At 65.4% G+C, this 16,230-nt stretch carries 5 protein-coding genes; 4 read left to right on the top strand and 1 reads right to left on the bottom strand.

What is annotated here, in order from left to right; all coding sequences use genetic code 11:
• The first annotated feature begins 55 nt into the window (after positions 1-55).
• Complete coding sequence (locus tag PverR02_RS22460; RefSeq protein ID WP_046382540.1) at positions 56-679, top strand: TetR/AcrR family transcriptional regulator; 624 nt, start codon at positions 56-58, stop codon at positions 677-679.
• A 92-nt stretch (positions 680-771) separates the two neighbouring features.
• Positions 772-1,560, top strand: a complete 789-nt coding sequence (locus tag PverR02_RS22455) for a substrate-binding periplasmic protein (RefSeq protein ID WP_079444439.1) — start codon at positions 772-774, stop codon at positions 1,558-1,560.
• A gap of 36 nt (positions 1,561-1,596) precedes the next feature.
• Here PverR02_RS22455 and PverR02_RS22450 read toward each other — a convergent pair whose 3' ends face one another.
• Entirely contained in the window at positions 1,597-2,148 is a 552-nt protein-coding gene (locus PverR02_RS22450) for an RNA polymerase factor sigma-70 (RefSeq protein ID WP_017845800.1), read from the bottom strand.
• Positions 2,149-2,450: 302 nt separating this feature from the next.
• Between PverR02_RS22450 and PverR02_RS22445 the strand changes: the two genes are divergently transcribed.
• Together PverR02_RS22445 and PverR02_RS22440 are read left to right on the top strand one after the other, a co-directional pair.
• The gene (locus PverR02_RS22445) at positions 2,451-3,203 is read left to right on the top strand and encodes a thioesterase II family protein (protein WP_017845801.1); all 753 of its coding nucleotides are present in this window, start codon (positions 2,451-2,453) and stop codon (positions 3,201-3,203) included.
• Positions 3,204-3,248: 45 nt separating this feature from the next.
• Positions 3,249-16,145: a non-ribosomal peptide synthetase gene (locus PverR02_RS22440; protein ID WP_079444438.1), complete on the top strand. Its 12,897-nt coding sequence runs from the start codon at positions 3,249-3,251 to the stop codon at positions 16,143-16,145.
• Positions 16,146-16,230: the final 85 nt, after the last annotated feature.

Genomic DNA, 16,230 nt, shown 5'->3' with positions numbered 1-16,230 from the left:
GCAGGCACGGCCTAAATTGCCGCCCAAGATGTCAGCAGACGTAAAGGAGAGCAGCATGGATGAGCACAAAGCCCTGCGGGTGATGCGCGCCATGGTCGACGGCGGCCAATTGACCGACCCCGACAGTGCCCGGGGCAAGTTGCTGCAAACCGCGGCTCACCTGTTTCGCAACAAGGGCTTCGAGCGCACCACCGTGCGCGACCTGGCCGGTGCCGTGGGCATCCAGTCCGGCAGCATCTTTCATCACTTCAAGAGCAAGGACGAGATCCTGCGCGCGGTGATGGAAGAAACCATCCGCTACAACACTGCGCTGATGCGTGCGTCGCTGGAAGAGGCTAGCACGGTGCGCGAGCGCGTGCTGGCGCTGATTCGCTGCGAATTGCAGTCGATCATGGGCGGCAGCGGCGAAGCCATGGCGGTGTTGGTGTACGAGTGGCGTTCGCTGTCGGCCGAGGGCCAGGCCCAGGTGCTGGCCTTGCGTGATGTCTATGAAGCGATCTGGCTGCAGGTGCTGGGCGAGGCCAAGGCCGCCGGCTATATCAAGGGGGATGTGTTTATCGCCCGGCGCTTCCTCACCGGTGCCTTGTCCTGGACCACCACTTGGTTCCGCGCCGAGGGCAGCTTGACCCTCGAGCAGTTGGCCGAAGAGGCGTTGTTGATGGTTTTGAAGGCTGATTGAGGCGCAAGCTATTAATTTTCCGGTGGAAGTTGTCTCGCCAGACAAAAACGCCTAGCTTATTGCCATCAGCAGGTTAAACGGTGTGTGCCTTAATGTTTTCGCCATGGCGACTGGCTGCAGGACTTACTTTATGGGCACTGGGCACCGTTGCGTGGATGCCGGCTTCGGCTGCGCAATTGGTGAGGATCGGCGCTGCGCATTTTCCGCCGTACACCGTGCGCCCCGAGCAGGGCGCCGACACCGGATTGCTGCCGCAGTTGGTCGAAGCCCTGAACGCCTCGCAAACCGATTATCAGTTCGTGTTGGTGCCGACCTCGATCCCGCGACGCTTTCGCGATTTCGAGCAGGGCCGGGTCGACGTGGCGATTTTCGAAAACCCCGACTGGGGCTGGCAGAAGATTCCTCACACCACGGTCGACATGGGCCTGGAAGATGCCGAAATCTTCGTCGCCCAGCGTGAGCCCGATCGCGACCAGAATTATTTCGCCAGCCTTGGCGGCAAGCGCCTGGCGGTATTCAGCGGTTATCACTACGCCTTCGCCAACTTCAATGCCGACCCCAAGTTCATGGCCGAGCACTTCAACGCGACGTTGACCTACTCCCATGACAGTAACCTGCTGATGGTCGCGCGCGGTCGCGCCGATATCGCCCTGGTGACCCGCTCGTACCTGAGTGATTTTCTGGCGCGCAACGTCGACATGGCCGCCCAGTTCCTGATCTCGGAGCGCGTCGACCAGGTGTACCACCACTACGCGTTGCTGCGGCCCAAGGCGCCGATCAGCAGCGCAGCGTTTGCCGGCCTGCTCAAACGTTTGCGCGATGACGGCGAGCTGTTGAAGATATTCGAGCCCTATCGCATCGATGTGACGGCGGTGCCCTGAGGTTTCGGGAGACCAGGCTTCGCGCCGGGGCGAGTTTCAGAGCCGCCGTGCAAATGTATCGCTGTGACTGCCCGACACCTTGCGGCAATGCACCAGCGCATCGCGAATCATGAAGTTGACCAGGGTCGGCGAGACGCCGAGTTCCTTGGCGATGTCCTTTTGCGGCACGCCGTGCAGGCGGTACATCTCGAACGCATAGCGGGTGCGCTGGGGCAGTTCCGTCAGGGCGTCGGCGATGTTCTCCAGGGTGTTGAAATTGATGTGCGAAGTTTCCGGTGACGCGCCCTGAATCACCACATTCAAGCCTTCCTCTTCGGTCCCCGAATATTTGAGCTCCAGGGCCTGCTTGCGATAGTGATCGATCGCCAGGTTGCGCACGATCTGGAACAGATAACTCAATTGCGCCTTGAACGATGAGGTGATCGTCGGCGCCGATTGCAGCCGGAAGTAGGCATCCTGCACGACGTCTTCGGCCCGGGAGCGGCAGCCGGTAATACGTGCTGCGATCTTTACCAGAATCAGCCGATTATCGACGAATGCCTGGAGCAGCGGTGAGTCGCACCTGCCTGTGGATACTTGTTCCGTCATGGAAATCACCTTGATCGCAAAGAGGTTAGGGGAGGGCGTCCGTGCTGAGGCCTCCTACACATCGGGCAACAAATTATGCTGAATGATAATTATTGTCAAATGAGAAGTCTGACTGATTTTGTCCGTGGGCTGAAGGTGTGAACCCCGTCTCGCTCGTCCTCGACGACTAATTATTTGGCAGCGCCGTCCGTTCTTCTGGGTGACAGGTTCGTTGGTAAAACGGCCAAGGATCAGCACCCGCAGGAGGGCGAGATGGGTTTTTATCGTGCATATGGCGCGTTTCAGGTGGGGGGCGTCGAGCGATGAGCGCACCGACTCGACTGCGCCTGTTCTGCCTGCCTTATTCGGGGGCCAGCGCCATGGTGTACGTGCGTTGGCGGCGTGTTCTGCCGGACTGGTTGCAGGTGTGCCCGCTGGAGTTGCCGGGGCGCGGCATGCGGATGGACGAGCCGTTGCAACGCGACATCGGCGCCTTGGCTGCGCAGTTGGCGGATGAAATCAGTCGTGACCTGAACGGCCCCTACGCGTTGTTCGGCCACAGCCTTGGCGGCCTGCTGGCGTTCGAGCTGGCGCACGCGCTCAAAGCGCGCAACGTGCCTGCGCCGCTGGCGCTGTTTGCGTCCGGCACCGCCGGCCCGGCGCGGCGCGACGTCAGCGAGTACGCCCGCGAAAAGACCGATGAGCAACTGATCGCCCGCCTGCGCGACCTGCAAGGCACCGCCGAAGCAGCCCTGGCCAACCGCGAATTGATGCAGTTGATGCTGCCGATCCTGCGCGCCGACTTCCTGTTGTGCGGCAGCTTCGCCTATGGCCGACGCGAGCCGCTGGGCATGCCGATCCATGTGTTCGGCGGCAAGCAGGACAGCGTGCGCGCCGACCAGTTACTCGACTGGCAGGCAGACGCCGCCAGCGGTTTTTCCCTGGACCTGTTCGACGGCCACCACTTCTTTCTGGTGCAGCACGAAAGCGCGGTGCTGCGCTGTGTGCGGCGCTACGCCGAGGAACACCTGGCGCGCTGGCGCAATGGCGCGGCGCGGCGACTGACCGCCGGCTGAACCCTTCCCGATTTTCCCGTAAGCCGATTTCAGGCAGGAACCCCCATGATGGACGCCTTCGAACTTCCCCGCACCCTGGCCCAGTCCCTTCAACGCCGCGCCGCGCAGACTCCGGAGCGGATCGCTCTGCGTTTCCTCGCTGAGTCCGCCGAACACAACGTGGTCCTCAGCTACCGCGACCTCGACCGACGCGCCCGTGCCATCGCCGCCGCCCTGCAGGCCAACGCCGACCTGGGCGACCGTGCCGTATTGTTGTTCCCCAGCGGGCCGGACTATGTGGCGGCGTTCTTCGGTTGCCTGTACGCCGGGGTGATCGCGGTGCCGGCCTATCCGCCGGAGTCCGCTCGTCACCATCACCAGGCGCGCTTGCTGTCGATCATCGCCGACGCCGAACCGCGCCTGTTGCTGACCATCGCCAGCCTCGGCGATGACTTGGCGCAGATCGAAAACGCGCCGCCGCTGCTGGCGGTCGACACCCTCGACAGCGCGCTTGCCGAGCGCTGGGTCGCCACCGATGTACAAGCCGACGACATCGCCTTCCTGCAATACACCTCGGGCTCCACCGCCTTGCCCAAGGGTGTGCAGGTCAGCCACGGCAATCTGGTCGCCAATGAACTGCTGATCCGGCGCGGTTTCGGCATCGACCTGAACCCGGATGACGTGATCGTCAGCTGGCTGCCGCTGTACCACGACATGGGCCTGATCGGCGGCCTGCTGCAACCGATCTTCAGCGGCGTGCCCTGCGTATTGATGTCGCCGGCGTACTTCCTCGGCCGGCCCTTGCGCTGGCTGGAAGCGATCAGCGAATACGGCGGCACCATCAGCGGCGGCCCGGATTTCGCCTACCGCTTGTGCAGCGACCGGGTCAGCGAATCGGCCCTGGAACGCCTGGATTTGAAGCGCTGGCGCGTGGCGTATTCCGGCTCCGAACCGATCCGCCTCGACACCCTGGAACGCTTCGCCGAGAAGTTCGCCCCGTGCGGTTTCACCGCGAACAACTTCTTCGCCTCCTACGGCCTGGCCGAAGCAACCCTGTTTGTCGCCGGCGGCCGCCGTGGCCACGGCATCCCGGCCCTGCGCCTGGATGCCCAGGCGCTGGCCGCCAACCGCGCCGAGCCGGGGCAGGGCGCGGCGATCATGAGTTGCGGTACACATCAGCCGGACCACGCGGTGCTGATCGCCGATCCCCACACCTTGAGCGAACTGCCTGACAACTGCGTCGGCGAACTCTGGGCCAGCGGCCCGAGCATTGCCCACGGCTACTGGCGCAACCCCGAAGCCAGCGCCAAGACCTTCGTCCAGCACGCCGGCCGCACCTGGCTGCGCAGCGGCGACCTGGGCTTTATCCGCGAGGGCGAGGTGTACATCACCGGGCGCTTGAAAGACCTGCTGATCGTGCGCGGCCACAACCTCTACCCGCAGGACATCGAGCAGACCATCGAGCGCGAAGTGGAGGTGGTGCGCAAAGGCCGGGTTGCGGCGTTCGCGGTGAATGAGCAGGGCCAGGAAGGCATCGGTATCGCCGCTGAGATCAGCCGCAGCGTGCAGAAAATCCTCGCGCCGCAAGCGCTGATCACGGCGATCCGCCAAGCCGTGGCCGAAGCCTATCAAGAGGCGCCGTGCGTGGTGGTGTTGCTCAACCCCGGCGCGTTGCCGAAGACCTCCAGCGGCAAGCTGCAGCGTTCGGCATGTGCGTTGCGTTACGCCGATGGCAGCCTCGACAGCTATGCGCAGTTCCCCGGTCTGCAAGGCGCGGCCAGTGATGTCGCGCTGGCGTCCACCTTGCAGACCCAGATCGCGGCGATCTGGTGCGAGCAGTTGCAGGTGGCGACGGTAGCGGCGGATGACCACTTCTTCCTGCTCGGCGGCAATTCCATCAGCGCGACCCAAGTGGTTGCGCGCCTGCGCGAAACCCTGGGCCTGGAACTGAACCTGCGCCTGCTGTTCGAAGCGCCGACCTTGTCGGCCTTCGCTGCCGATGTGGCACAGTTGCAGCAGGATGGCGGCGTCGCCCAAGGCACGATCCAGTGCTTGTCGCATGAGGATGAACTGCCGCAATCCCTCGCACAGAATCGCCTGTGGATCACCTGGCAACTCGACCCGCAGAGCCACGCGTACACCATCCCCGGTGCCCTGCGCCTGCGCGGCGAGCTGGATGCAGACGCGGTGCGCGCCAGCTTCGCGCACCTGATCCAGCGCCACCCAGCCCTGCGCACGCGCTTCTACGAACGGGATGGGCAAGCCTTCCAACGGGTGTTGGCCAGCAGCGCATTCGACTTGCACGTCATCGACCTTGGTGACCTGCCCGCCGCCGCGCGCGAAGCCCGTGCGCAGCAGATCCGCGAGGAGCAGGCGCACACCGCGTTCGACCTGGAAAACGGCCCGTTGCTGCGGGTGAGCCTGGTGCGCCTGGACGACGAAGACCATCAGTTGCTGGTGACGCTGCATCACATCATCGCCGACGGCTGGTCGCTGAATATCCTCATCGATGAGTTCTCGCGCCTGTACGCCGCGGCGTCCCAGGGCCAGCCCCTGCAACTGCCGCCACTGGCCGTGCAATACGCCGACTACGGCAACTGGCAGCGCCAATGGTTGGCCGAGGGCGAAGGCCAGCGGCAACTGGCGTACTGGAAGGCGCAGTTGGGAGACGAACACCCAGCCTTGAGCCTGGCCACCGATCACCCGCGTGCAGCGCGGCAACGCAACAGTGCTTCGCGCCACAGCGTGCGTCTGGGCGCAAGCCTCAGCGCGGCGATTCGCCAGACTGCCCAGGCCAACCAATCGACGCCGTTCATGCTGTTGCTCGCGGCGTTCCAGACCTTGCTCTACCGCTACAGCGGCCAGCGCGACATCCGCATCGGCGTGCCCAGCGCCAACCGCCCGCGCCAGGAAACCCAAGGCCTGGTCGGCTTCTTTATCAACACCCTGGTACTGCGCGCCGAGCTGGACGGGCGCCTGCCGTTCAACCAGCTGTTGGCGGCCACGCGCCAGGCGGCAGTGGGCGCCCAGGCCCATCAGGATCTGCCCTTCGAACAACTGCTCGAAGCGTTCCCCCACGCCCGTGAACAGGGCCTGTTCCAGGTGATGTTCAACCATCAGCAGCGCGACCTCGGCGCTTTGCGTCGCCTGCCGGGCCTGCTCGCCGAAGAACTGGCGTGGCACAGCCGCGAAGCCAAGTTCGACCTGCAATTGCACAGCGAAGAAGACCGCAACGGGCGCCTGAGCCTGGCGTTCGACTACGCCGACGAATTGTTCGAAAGCACCACCATCCAACGCCTGGCCGAGCACTTCATCAACCTGCTGCACGCCGTGTGCGAGCAACCGCAGCGGGCCCTCGGCGACCTCAAATTGATGCAACACGACGAACAGCGGCCCTGGAGCGAAGCGCCTTGCGCGCCGGCCCGGCAATGGTTGCCCGAACAGCTCAACCAACACACCTCGGACCGCACCGCGCTGGTCTGGCAGGGCGGCAGCCTGAGCTTTGCCCAACTGCACACCCAGGCCAACCGCCTGGCCCATTACCTGCGCGACAAGGGCGTCGGCCCCGACGTGTGCGTGGCCATCGCCGCCGAGCGTTCGCCGCAACTGTTGATCGGCCTGCTGGCGATCATCAAGGCCGGCGGCGCCTACGTGCCGCTGGACCCGGATTACCCCGCCGAGCGCCTGGCCTACATGCTCAAGGACAGTGGCGTCCACCTGCTGCTGACCCAGACCGCGTTGCTGGCGCAATTACCCACGGCCGAAGACGTGTGCGTGATCGCCATGGACAGCCTGCACCTCGACCGCTGGCCGACCCAGCCGCCGGGCCTGCATCTGGACGGCGAGCACCTCGCCTACGTGATCTACACCTCCGGCTCCACCGGCCAGCCCAAGGGCGTGGGCAACACTCATGCGGCCCTGGCCGAGCGCTTGCAGTGGATGCAGGCCACCTACGCGCTGAATGACAGCGACGTGCTGCTGCAAAAAGCCCCGATCAGTTTCGACGTGTCGGTGTGGGAGTGCTTCTGGCCGCTGATCACCGGCTGCCGCCTGGTGTTGGCGGGGCCGGGCGAGCAGCGCGACCCGCAGCGCATCGCGCAACTGGTGCAGGCCCATGGCGTGACCACTCTGCACTTTGTGCCGCCGCTGTTGCAGCTGTTTATCGACGAGCCGTTGGCGGCCGAATGCACCAGCCTGCGCCGTCTGTTCTGCGGCGGCGAAGCCTTGCCCGCCGAGTTGCGTGACCGTGTGCTTGCGCGGTTGCCGGCGGTGCAGTTGCACAACCGTTATGGCCCGACCGAAACCGCGATCAACGTCACCCATTGGCACTGCCGCGCCGAGGATGGCGAGCGTTCGCCGATTGGCCGACCGTTGGGCAATGTGATCTGCCGCGTGCTCGACGAGCAGCTCAACCCGTTGCCGGCGGGGGTGCCGGGCGAGCTGTGCATCGGCGGCATCGGCCTGGCACGCGGTTACCTCGGCCGCGCCGGGCTTACTGCCGAGCGTTTTGTCGCCGACCCCTTGGGCGCGCCGGGCAGCCGTCTGTATCGCAGCGGTGACCGCGCACGCTGGAGCGCTGACGGCGTGCTCGACTACCTCGGTCGTCTCGATCAGCAGGTCAAGTTGCGCGGCTTTCGCGTCGAACCGCAAGAAATCGAAGCGCGCCTGCTGGCCCTCGACGGTATCGCCCAGGCCGTGGTGCTGGTGCGCGATGATCAATTGATCGGCTATTACACCGCCACTGCCGCGCTCGACGCCCAAACCGTCAAAGCCGCCCTGGCCGCCGGGTTGCCGGAATACATGGTGCCCGCGCACCTGATGCGCCTGGACGCCATGCCCCTGAGCCCGAGCGGCAAGCTGGACCGCCGTGCGCTGCCCGAGCCGGTGTGGCAAACCCGCGAACATGTTGAACCCGAGAGCCCGTTGCAGCAGCAGATTGCGGCGATCTGGCGCGAAGTGCTGGGCCTGCCGCGGATCGGCCTGCGCGATGATTTTTTCGCCCTCGGCGGCCATTCGTTGCTGGCCACGCAAATCATCTCGCGCACCCGCCAGGCGTGTGACGTCGAGCTGCCGTTGCGCACCCTGTTCGAAGCCAGCGAACTCGGCGCGTTTGCCGAGCAGGTCGGGCAGATCCAGGCCGCCGGCCAACGCAACCAACAGACCGCCATCGCCCAGGTCGACCGCAGCCGGCCGGTGCCGCTGTCCTATTCCCAGCAGCGGATGTGGTTCCTCTGGCAGTTGGAGCCGGACAGCCCGGCGTACAACGTCGGCGGCATGGCGCGTTTGCGCGGGGTGCTCGACGTGGGGCGTTTCGAGGCCGCGTTGCAGGCCTTGGTCATGCGTCACGAAACCCTGCGGACCACCTTCCCGAGCGTCGATGGCGTGGCCCATCAGCAGGTGTCGGCGCAGACCGGCCTGCGCATGGGCTGGCAGGACTTCTCGGCGCTGAGCCACCTCGAATGCGAGCAACGCTTGCAGCAGCTGGCCGATGTCGAGGCGCACACGCCGTTCAACCTGGAAACCGGGCCGCTGTTGCGCGTGTGCCTGGTCAAGGCCGGCGCGCAGGAACATTACCTGGTGCTGACCTTGCACCATATCGTCACCGAAGGTTGGGCCATGGACATCTTTGCCCGTGAACTCAGCGCGCTGTACGAAGCCTTCATCGATGAGCGCGACTCGCCGCTGGCGCCGCTGCCGGTGCAGTACCTCGACTACAGCGTGTGGCAGCGCCAGTGGCTGGAGTCCGGCGAGCGCCAGCGCCAGCTCGATTACTGGATCGCGCAATTGGGTTATGAGCATCCGCTGCTGGAACTGCCCGGCGACCGCCCGCGGCCGCCGGTGCAAAGCCACCGCGGCGGGCTGTACCGTTTTGATTTGAGCGACGAACTGGCCGCGCGCGTTCGGGCCTTCAATGCTGCGCACGGCCTGACCCTGTTCATGAGCATGACCGCCACCCTGGCGGTGTTGCTCTACCGCTACAGCGGCCAGACCGACCTGCGCATCGGCGCTCCGGTGGCCAATCGGATTCGCCCGGAAAGCGAAGGGCTGATCGGCGCCTTCCTCAACACCCAGGTACTGCGTTGCCGGCTCGACGGGCAGATGAGCGTCGGTGAGTTGTTCGAGCAAGTTCGTCACACCGTGATCGAGGGCCAGTCTCACCAGGACCTGCCGTTCGACCATCTGGTGGAAGCGCTGCAACCACCGCGCAGCGCGGCGTACAACCCGCTGTTCCAAGTGATGTGCAACGTGCAGCGTTGGGAATTCCAGCAGCGCCGCCAACTGGGCGGGATGAGCGTCGAGTACCTGGCCAACGATGCGCGTGCGACCAAGTTCGACCTCAACCTGGAAGTCACCGACCTTGACCATCGCCTGGGATGCTGCCTGACCTACAGCACCGATTTGTTCGATGAGCCGCGCGTTGCGCGCATGGCCGAACATTGGCGCAACCTGCTCGAAGCGCTGATCGCCGACCCGCAGCAACGCCTCAGCGAACTGCCGATGCTGGGTGCCGACGAGCAGCACGCATTGCAGCGCAGCCTGGGGAGCGACGCGGCTGAACAGCGCCTCGACCAGTGCCTTCACTCACTGTTCAACCAGCAGGCACTGGCCCGTGCCGACGCGCCGGCACTGACGTTTGCCGGTGAGACCCTCAGCTACCGCGAACTGAATGCCCGCGCCAACCGCCTGGCCTGGATGCTGCGCGAGCGTGGCGTCGGCCCGCAGGTGCGCGTCGGCCTGGCGTTGCCGCGCTCCCTGGAAATGGTCATCGGCCTGCTGGCGATTCTCAAGGCCGGCGGCGCCTATGTGCCGCTGGACCCGGAGTACCCGCTGGACCGCCTGCATTACATGATCGAAGACAGCGGCATCGGCTTGCTGCTCAGTGATGCGGCGATGTTCGCCGCCCTCGGTGAACTGCCGGCGACGCTGGCGTGCTGGTGCCTGGAAGACGACCTGCCGGTGCTGGCGAACTACCCGGCCAGTGAGCCGCCGTTTCTCAGCCTGCCGCAACACCCGGCGTACCTGATCTACACCTCCGGCTCCACCGGCAAGCCGAAAGGCGTGGTGGTGTGCCACGGCGAAATCGCCATGCACTGCCAGGCCGTGATCGAGCGTTTCGGCATGCGCCCGGATGACTGTGAGCTGCACTTCTATTCGATCAACTTCGACGCCGCCACCGAGCGTTTGCTGGTGCCGTTGCTCAGCGGCGCACAACTGGTATTGCGCGCCCAGGGCCAGTGGGATGCCGAGCAGATCTGCGGGCTGATCCGCACCCATCGCATCAATGTGCTGGGCTTCACCCCGAGCTACGGCAGCCAGTTGGCGCAATGGCTGGCGACCCAGCGGCAGACCTTGCCAGTGCGGTTGTGCATCACCGGCGGCGAGGCGCTGACCGGCGAACACCTGCAGCGCATCCGCGCGGCGTTCCAGCCGCAGGTGTTTTTCAACGCCTACGGCCCGACTGAAACCGTGGTGATGCCGCTGGCCGGCCTCGCACCGCAGCACTTGGCGGAGGGCGTCGGCAGCGTGCCGATCGGCAGCATCGTCGGCGCCCGCGTGGCCTATATTCTCGACGCCGACCTGGCCCTGGTGCCGCAAGGCGCGAGCGGCGAGTTGTACGTCGGCGGGGCAGGGCTGGCGCAGGGTTATCACCAGCGTCCGGGGATGACCGCAGAGCGTTTTGTCGCGGACCCCTTCGCGGCCCATGGCGGTCGCCTGTACCGCACCGGCGATCTGGTGCGCCAACTGAGCGATGGCCAGGTGGAATACCTCGGGCGGATCGACCATCAGGTGAAGATCCGTGGTTTCCGCATCGAACTGGGCGAGATCGAAACGCGCCTGCTCGAACATCCCGCCGTGCGCGAAGCGGTGGTGCTGGCGCTGGATTCGCCGAGCGGCAAACAGCTGGTGGCCTATCTGGCCAGCGACGCCGAGCACGGCCCCTTGCGCGACGCCTTGAAGGCGCACCTCAAAGCGCAACTGCCGGACTACATGGTGCCCGCCCATTGGCTCGTGCTGGACAGCATGCCGCTGACCGCCAACGGCAAGCTCGACCGCCGCGCCTTGCCGCCGCCGGATGCCGAGGCGAATCGCCAACACTACGTGGCGCCGCGCAACGCGCTGGAGCAGGCGTTGGCGGCGATCTGGTGCGCGGTGTTGAACGTGCAGCAGGTCGGTCTCGACGATAACTTCTTTGAACTGGGCGGCGATTCGATCCTGTCGATCCAGGTGGTCAGCCGTGCGCGCCAGGCCGGGATTCACTTCAGCCCGCGGGATTTGTTCCAGCACCAGACCGTACAGACCCTGGCCGCCGTCGCCACGCGCGCCGAGCAGGTCAGCGCCGAGCAAGGCGTGCTGAGCGGCCGCTCGGGGCTCACGCCGATCCAGCAGTGGTTCTTCGAGACAGAGATTCCCGCGCGTCAACACTGGAACCAGGCGCTGGTGCTCAAACCGCTGCAACTGCTCGATCCCCATCGCCTGGAGCAAGCCCTGCTGGCGGTGCTGGAACAGCATGACGCGCTGCGCCTGAGCTTCACCCGGCGCGACGCGCAATGGCACGCCGAACACCTGGCCGTGCCGGAGGGCGGTGTGCTGATGCAGGCGCAAGTGTGTGATCTGCAACAGTGCAGCGCGTTATTCAGCGACACCCAACGCAGCCTCGACCTGGCCCACGGCCCGCTGTTGCGCGCGTTGCTGGTGGACGGCCCGCAAGGCCAGCAGCGCCTGCTGATCGTGATCCATCACCTGGTGGTGGATGGTGTGTCGTGGCGTGTGTTGCTTGAGGATCTGCAAAACGTCTATCGCCAATTGAGCGACGGCCAATCCGTCAGCCTGCCGGCCAAGACCAGTGCCTTGCGCGACTGGGCCGCCCGCTTGCAGGCCTATGCCGGCAGCGAATCCCTGCGCGAAGAATTGTGCGTCTGGCAGGAGCGCTTGGCCGGTGCGGCGGTGCCCTTGCCGGTGGCGCGCCCGCACGGCGCATTGCGCCATCGCGATGCCGAGACGCTCAGCGTGCGCCTGGACGCCGAACGCACCCGCCAGTTACTGCAACAGGCCCCCAGCGCTTATCGCACCCAGGTCAACGACCTGCTGCTGACCGCCCTGGCCCGCGTACTGTGCCGCTGGAGCGGTCACGCCTCGGCGCTGATCCAGCTGGAAGGCCACGGCCGCGAAACCCTGTTCGATGAGATCGACCTGACCCGCAGCGTCGGCTGGTTCACCAGCGCCTATCCGGTGCGCCTGACGCCGCTGGCGGAGCAGGGCGCATCGATCAAAGCCATCAAGGAGCAACTGCGCGGCGTGCCGCACAAAGGCCTGGGCTACGGCGTGCTGCGCTACCTGGCGGACGACGTGTGCAAACAGACGATGGCCGCACTGCCGAGTGCCGACATCACCTTCAACTACCTCGGCCAGTTCGACCAGAGCTTCGGCGCCGATGCACTGTTCCACCCGCTGGAGGAATCCGCCGGCCTCGCCCATGACCCGGATGCGCCGCTGCCCAACGAACTGAGTGTCGACAGCCAGGTGTACGGCGGCGAACTGGTGCTGCGCTGGACCTTCAGCCGCGCACGCCACGATCAGCAGACGATTGGCGACTTGGCCGCGGCCTACCTGGACGAACTGCACAGCCTGATCGCCCATTGCCTCAAGGACGGCGCCGGCGGCCTCACGCCTTCCGACTTCCCCCTGGCGCGCCTGACCCAGGCGCAGTTGGACGCCTTGCCGGTGCCCGCCAGTGCGATCGAAGACGTGTACCCGCTGACCCCGATGCAGGAAGGCCTGCTGCTGCATACCCTGCTTGAACCGGGCACCGGCCTCTACTACATGCAGGACCGCTACCGCATCGACAGCGCCCTCGACCCCGAGCGTTTCGCCCAGGCCTGGCAAGCGGTGATCGCCCGTCACGAAGCCTTGCGCGCCTCGTTCTGCTGGAACGTCGGCGAGGACATGCTGCAAGTGATCCACAAACCCGGCAGTACGCCGATCGAGTACCTGGACTGGCGCGCCGTTGCCGAGGCCGAACAGGAACCGCGCCTGCAAGCGCTGCTCAAGGCCGAGCGCGAAGCCGGTTTCGATCTGCTCAACCAGGCGCCGTTCCACCTGCGTCTGATCCGCGTCGCTGAAGCGCGCTACTGGTTCATGATGAGCAACCACCACATCCTCATCGATGCCTGGTGCCGTTCGTTGTTGATGAATGACTTCTTCGACCTCTACACGGCCCTCGGCGCAGGCCACGACGCGCAACTGGCCACGCCGCCGCGTTATCGCGACTACATCGCCTGGCTGCAACGCCAGAACCTGAGTGCGGCGCGCCAGTGGTGGCAGCACAACCTGCGGGGCTTCGAGCGCACCACGCCGATCCCCAGCGACCGCCCGTTCCTGCGCGAACACGCCGGTGGCAGCGGCGGCATGGTAGTGGGCGATTGCTACACCCGCCTCGATGCCCGCGACGGTATACACCTGCGCGAACTGGCCCAGGCCCATCAGCTGACCGTCAACACCTTTGCCCAGGCCGCGTGGGCCCTGGTGCTGCGGCGCTTGAGCGGCGAGCGTGACGTGCTGTTCGGCGTTACCGTGGCCGGGCGTCCGGTGGACATGCCGGACATGCAACGGACCGTCGGCCTGTTCATCAACAGCATCGCGCTGCGTGTGAAGCTGCCCGAGGAGGGCCAACAGTGCAGCGTGCGCCACTGGTTGAATGGCCTGCTCGACAGCAATATGCAACTGCGCGAGTACGAATACCTGCCGCTGGTGACCCTTCAGGAACACAGCGAATTGCCCAAGGGCCAACCGCTGTTCGACAGCCTGTTCGTGTTCGAAAACGCCCCGGTGGAAGTCTCGGTACTCGACCGTGCGCAAAGCCTGAACGCCACCTCGGACTCCGGCCGCACCCACACCAACTTCCCGCTGACGGCCGTGTGCTATCCGGGCGATGAGCTTGGTTTGCACCTGTCCTACGACCAGCGTTACTTCGACGAAAGCACCGTGCAGGGCATGTTGAGTGAGTTCAAGCGCCTGCTGCTGGCGCTGATGCAGGGGTTTCATGGCGACATGGCCGAGCTGCCATTGATGGGCGCGCAGGAGCGTGAATTCCTGGTACACGGCTGCAACCGGAGCGAGCACGCCTACCCGCTGGAGCGCAGCTATATCGAGCTGTTCGAAGCCCAGGTGGCGCAGCATCCGCAACGCATCGTCGCCACGTGCCTCGACCGACAGTGGACGTATGCCGAGTTGAACCGGCGCAGTAACGGCCTGGGCCACGCACTGATCGCCGCGGGTGTCGGCCTGGATCAGCCGGTGGCATTGCTGGCGGAGCGCAGTCTCGATTTGCTCGGCATGATCATCGGTAGCTTCAAGGCCGGTGCCGGTTACCTGCCGCTCGACCCGGGGCTGCCCGGTCAGCGTCTGAGCCGGATTATCGAGCTGAGCCGCACCCCGTTGCTGGTGTGTACCGAGGCGTGTCGCGAGCAGGCCATTGAGCTGCTGCAAGGCGTGGAATGCCAGTTGCTGGTGTGGGAGGAGGTGCCTGCTCGTGGGGCGAACCCCGGCATTTACAGTGGCCCGGACAACCTTGCCTATGTGATCTATACCTCGGGCTCCACCGGCCAGCCCAAAGGCGTGATGGTCGAACAGCGCGGCATGCTCAACAACCAGTTGAGCAAGGTGCCGTATCTGGACCTGAGCCCGGTGGATGTGATCGCGCAAACCGCCTCGCAGAGTTTCGATATTTCGGTGTGGCAGTTCCTTGCCGCGCCGCTGTTCGGCGCGCGGGTGGATATCGTGCCGAATGCCGTCGCCCACGATCCCCAGGGCTTGCTCGCCCATGTGCAGGCCCAGGGCATCAGCGTGTTGGAAAGCGTGCCGTCGCTGATCCAGGGCATGCTGGCCGAGGCACGCATCCGCCTGGACGGCCTGCGCTGGATGCTGCCGACCGGTGAAGCCATGCCGCCGGAGCTGGCGCAGCAGTGGTTGCTGCGTTACCCCGAGATTGGCTTGGTCAACGCTTATGGTCCGGCGGAATGTTCGGATGATGTGGCGTTCTTCCGTGTCGACCTGGCCTCGACCCGTGGCACTTACCTGCCGATTGGTGCGCCGACCGACAACAACCGCTTGTACGTGTTGGACGCTGCACTGGCGTTGGTGCCGCAGGGCGCGGTGGGCGAGCTGTGCGTCGCCGGTACCGGCGTAGGGCGCGGTTACGTCAGCGACCCGCTGCGCACCGCCCAGGTGTTCGTGCCCAACCCGTTCGGCGCCGCGGGCGAGCGTCTGTACCGCAGCGGCGACCTGGCACGGCGGCGCAGCGATGGGGTGCTGGAGTACGTCGGGCGTATCGACCATCAGGTGAAGATCCGCGGCTACCGCATCGAGCTGGGGGAAATCGAAGCGCGTCTGCATGAACAAGCGGCAGTGCGCGACGCGGCGGTCGGGGTGCAGGAGGGCGTCAATGGCAAACACCTGGTCGGTTACCTGGTGGCCGCCGACACCACCCTCGACCCCGGCGAGTGCCTGGAGCGCATCAAACAACGCCTGCGCGCCGAACTGCCGGAATACATGGTGCCGCTGCACTGGCTGTGGCTCGAGCGCCTGCCGCTCAACGCCAACGGCAAACTCGACCGCAACGCCCTGCCGGCCCTGGAGATCGGCCAGTTGCACGACCAGGCCTACCTGGCGCCGCGCACGGCACTGGAGGGGACATTGGCCGCGATTTGGGCCGAGGTGCTCAAGGTTGACCGGGTGGGCGTGCAGGACAACTTCTTCGAACTGGGCGGGCACTCGTTGCTGGCCACGCAGATCGCCTCGCGCGTGCAGAAGACGTTGCAACGGGATGTGCCGTTGCGGGCGATGTTCGAGTGCAGCACGGTGGCGCAGTTGGCCGAGTACATCGATGGGCTGGCGGCGACAGCGATCAGTGCCGAGAAGGTGGATCGGTTGAGTGATTTGATGGCGGAGTTGGAGGGCTTGTGAGGCTGCCATCGGTCGGAAATGGGCTGTTTCTTAAAAAGAACTGTCAATTCTGACAGTAGGCGAAGGAGAGTCAAAGGCGCTCACT

The organism is Pseudomonas veronii (assembly GCF_002028325.1).
GTDB lineage: Bacteria > Pseudomonadota > Gammaproteobacteria > Pseudomonadales > Pseudomonadaceae > Aquipseudomonas > Aquipseudomonas veronii.
This window is presented reverse-complemented; position numbering and strand designations above follow the sequence as displayed.

Excerpts from the sequence above, each read along its gene's own strand:
- PverR02_RS22455 (WP_079444439.1), top strand. The coding sequence starts at position 772 with ATGTTTTCGCCATGGCGACTGGCTGCAGGACTTACTTTATGGGCACTG.
- PverR02_RS22440 (WP_079444438.1), top strand. The coding sequence starts at position 3,249 with ATGATGGACGCCTTCGAACTTCCCCGCACCCTGGCCCAGTCCCTTCAA.
- PverR02_RS22450 (WP_017845800.1), bottom strand. The coding sequence starts at position 2,148 with ATGACGGAACAAGTATCCACAGGCAGGTGCGACTCACCGCTGCTCCAG.
- PverR02_RS22445 (WP_017845801.1), top strand. The coding sequence starts at position 2,451 with ATGAGCGCACCGACTCGACTGCGCCTGTTCTGCCTGCCTTATTCGGGG.
- PverR02_RS22460 (WP_046382540.1), top strand. The coding sequence starts at position 56 with ATGGATGAGCACAAAGCCCTGCGGGTGATGCGCGCCATGGTCGACGGC.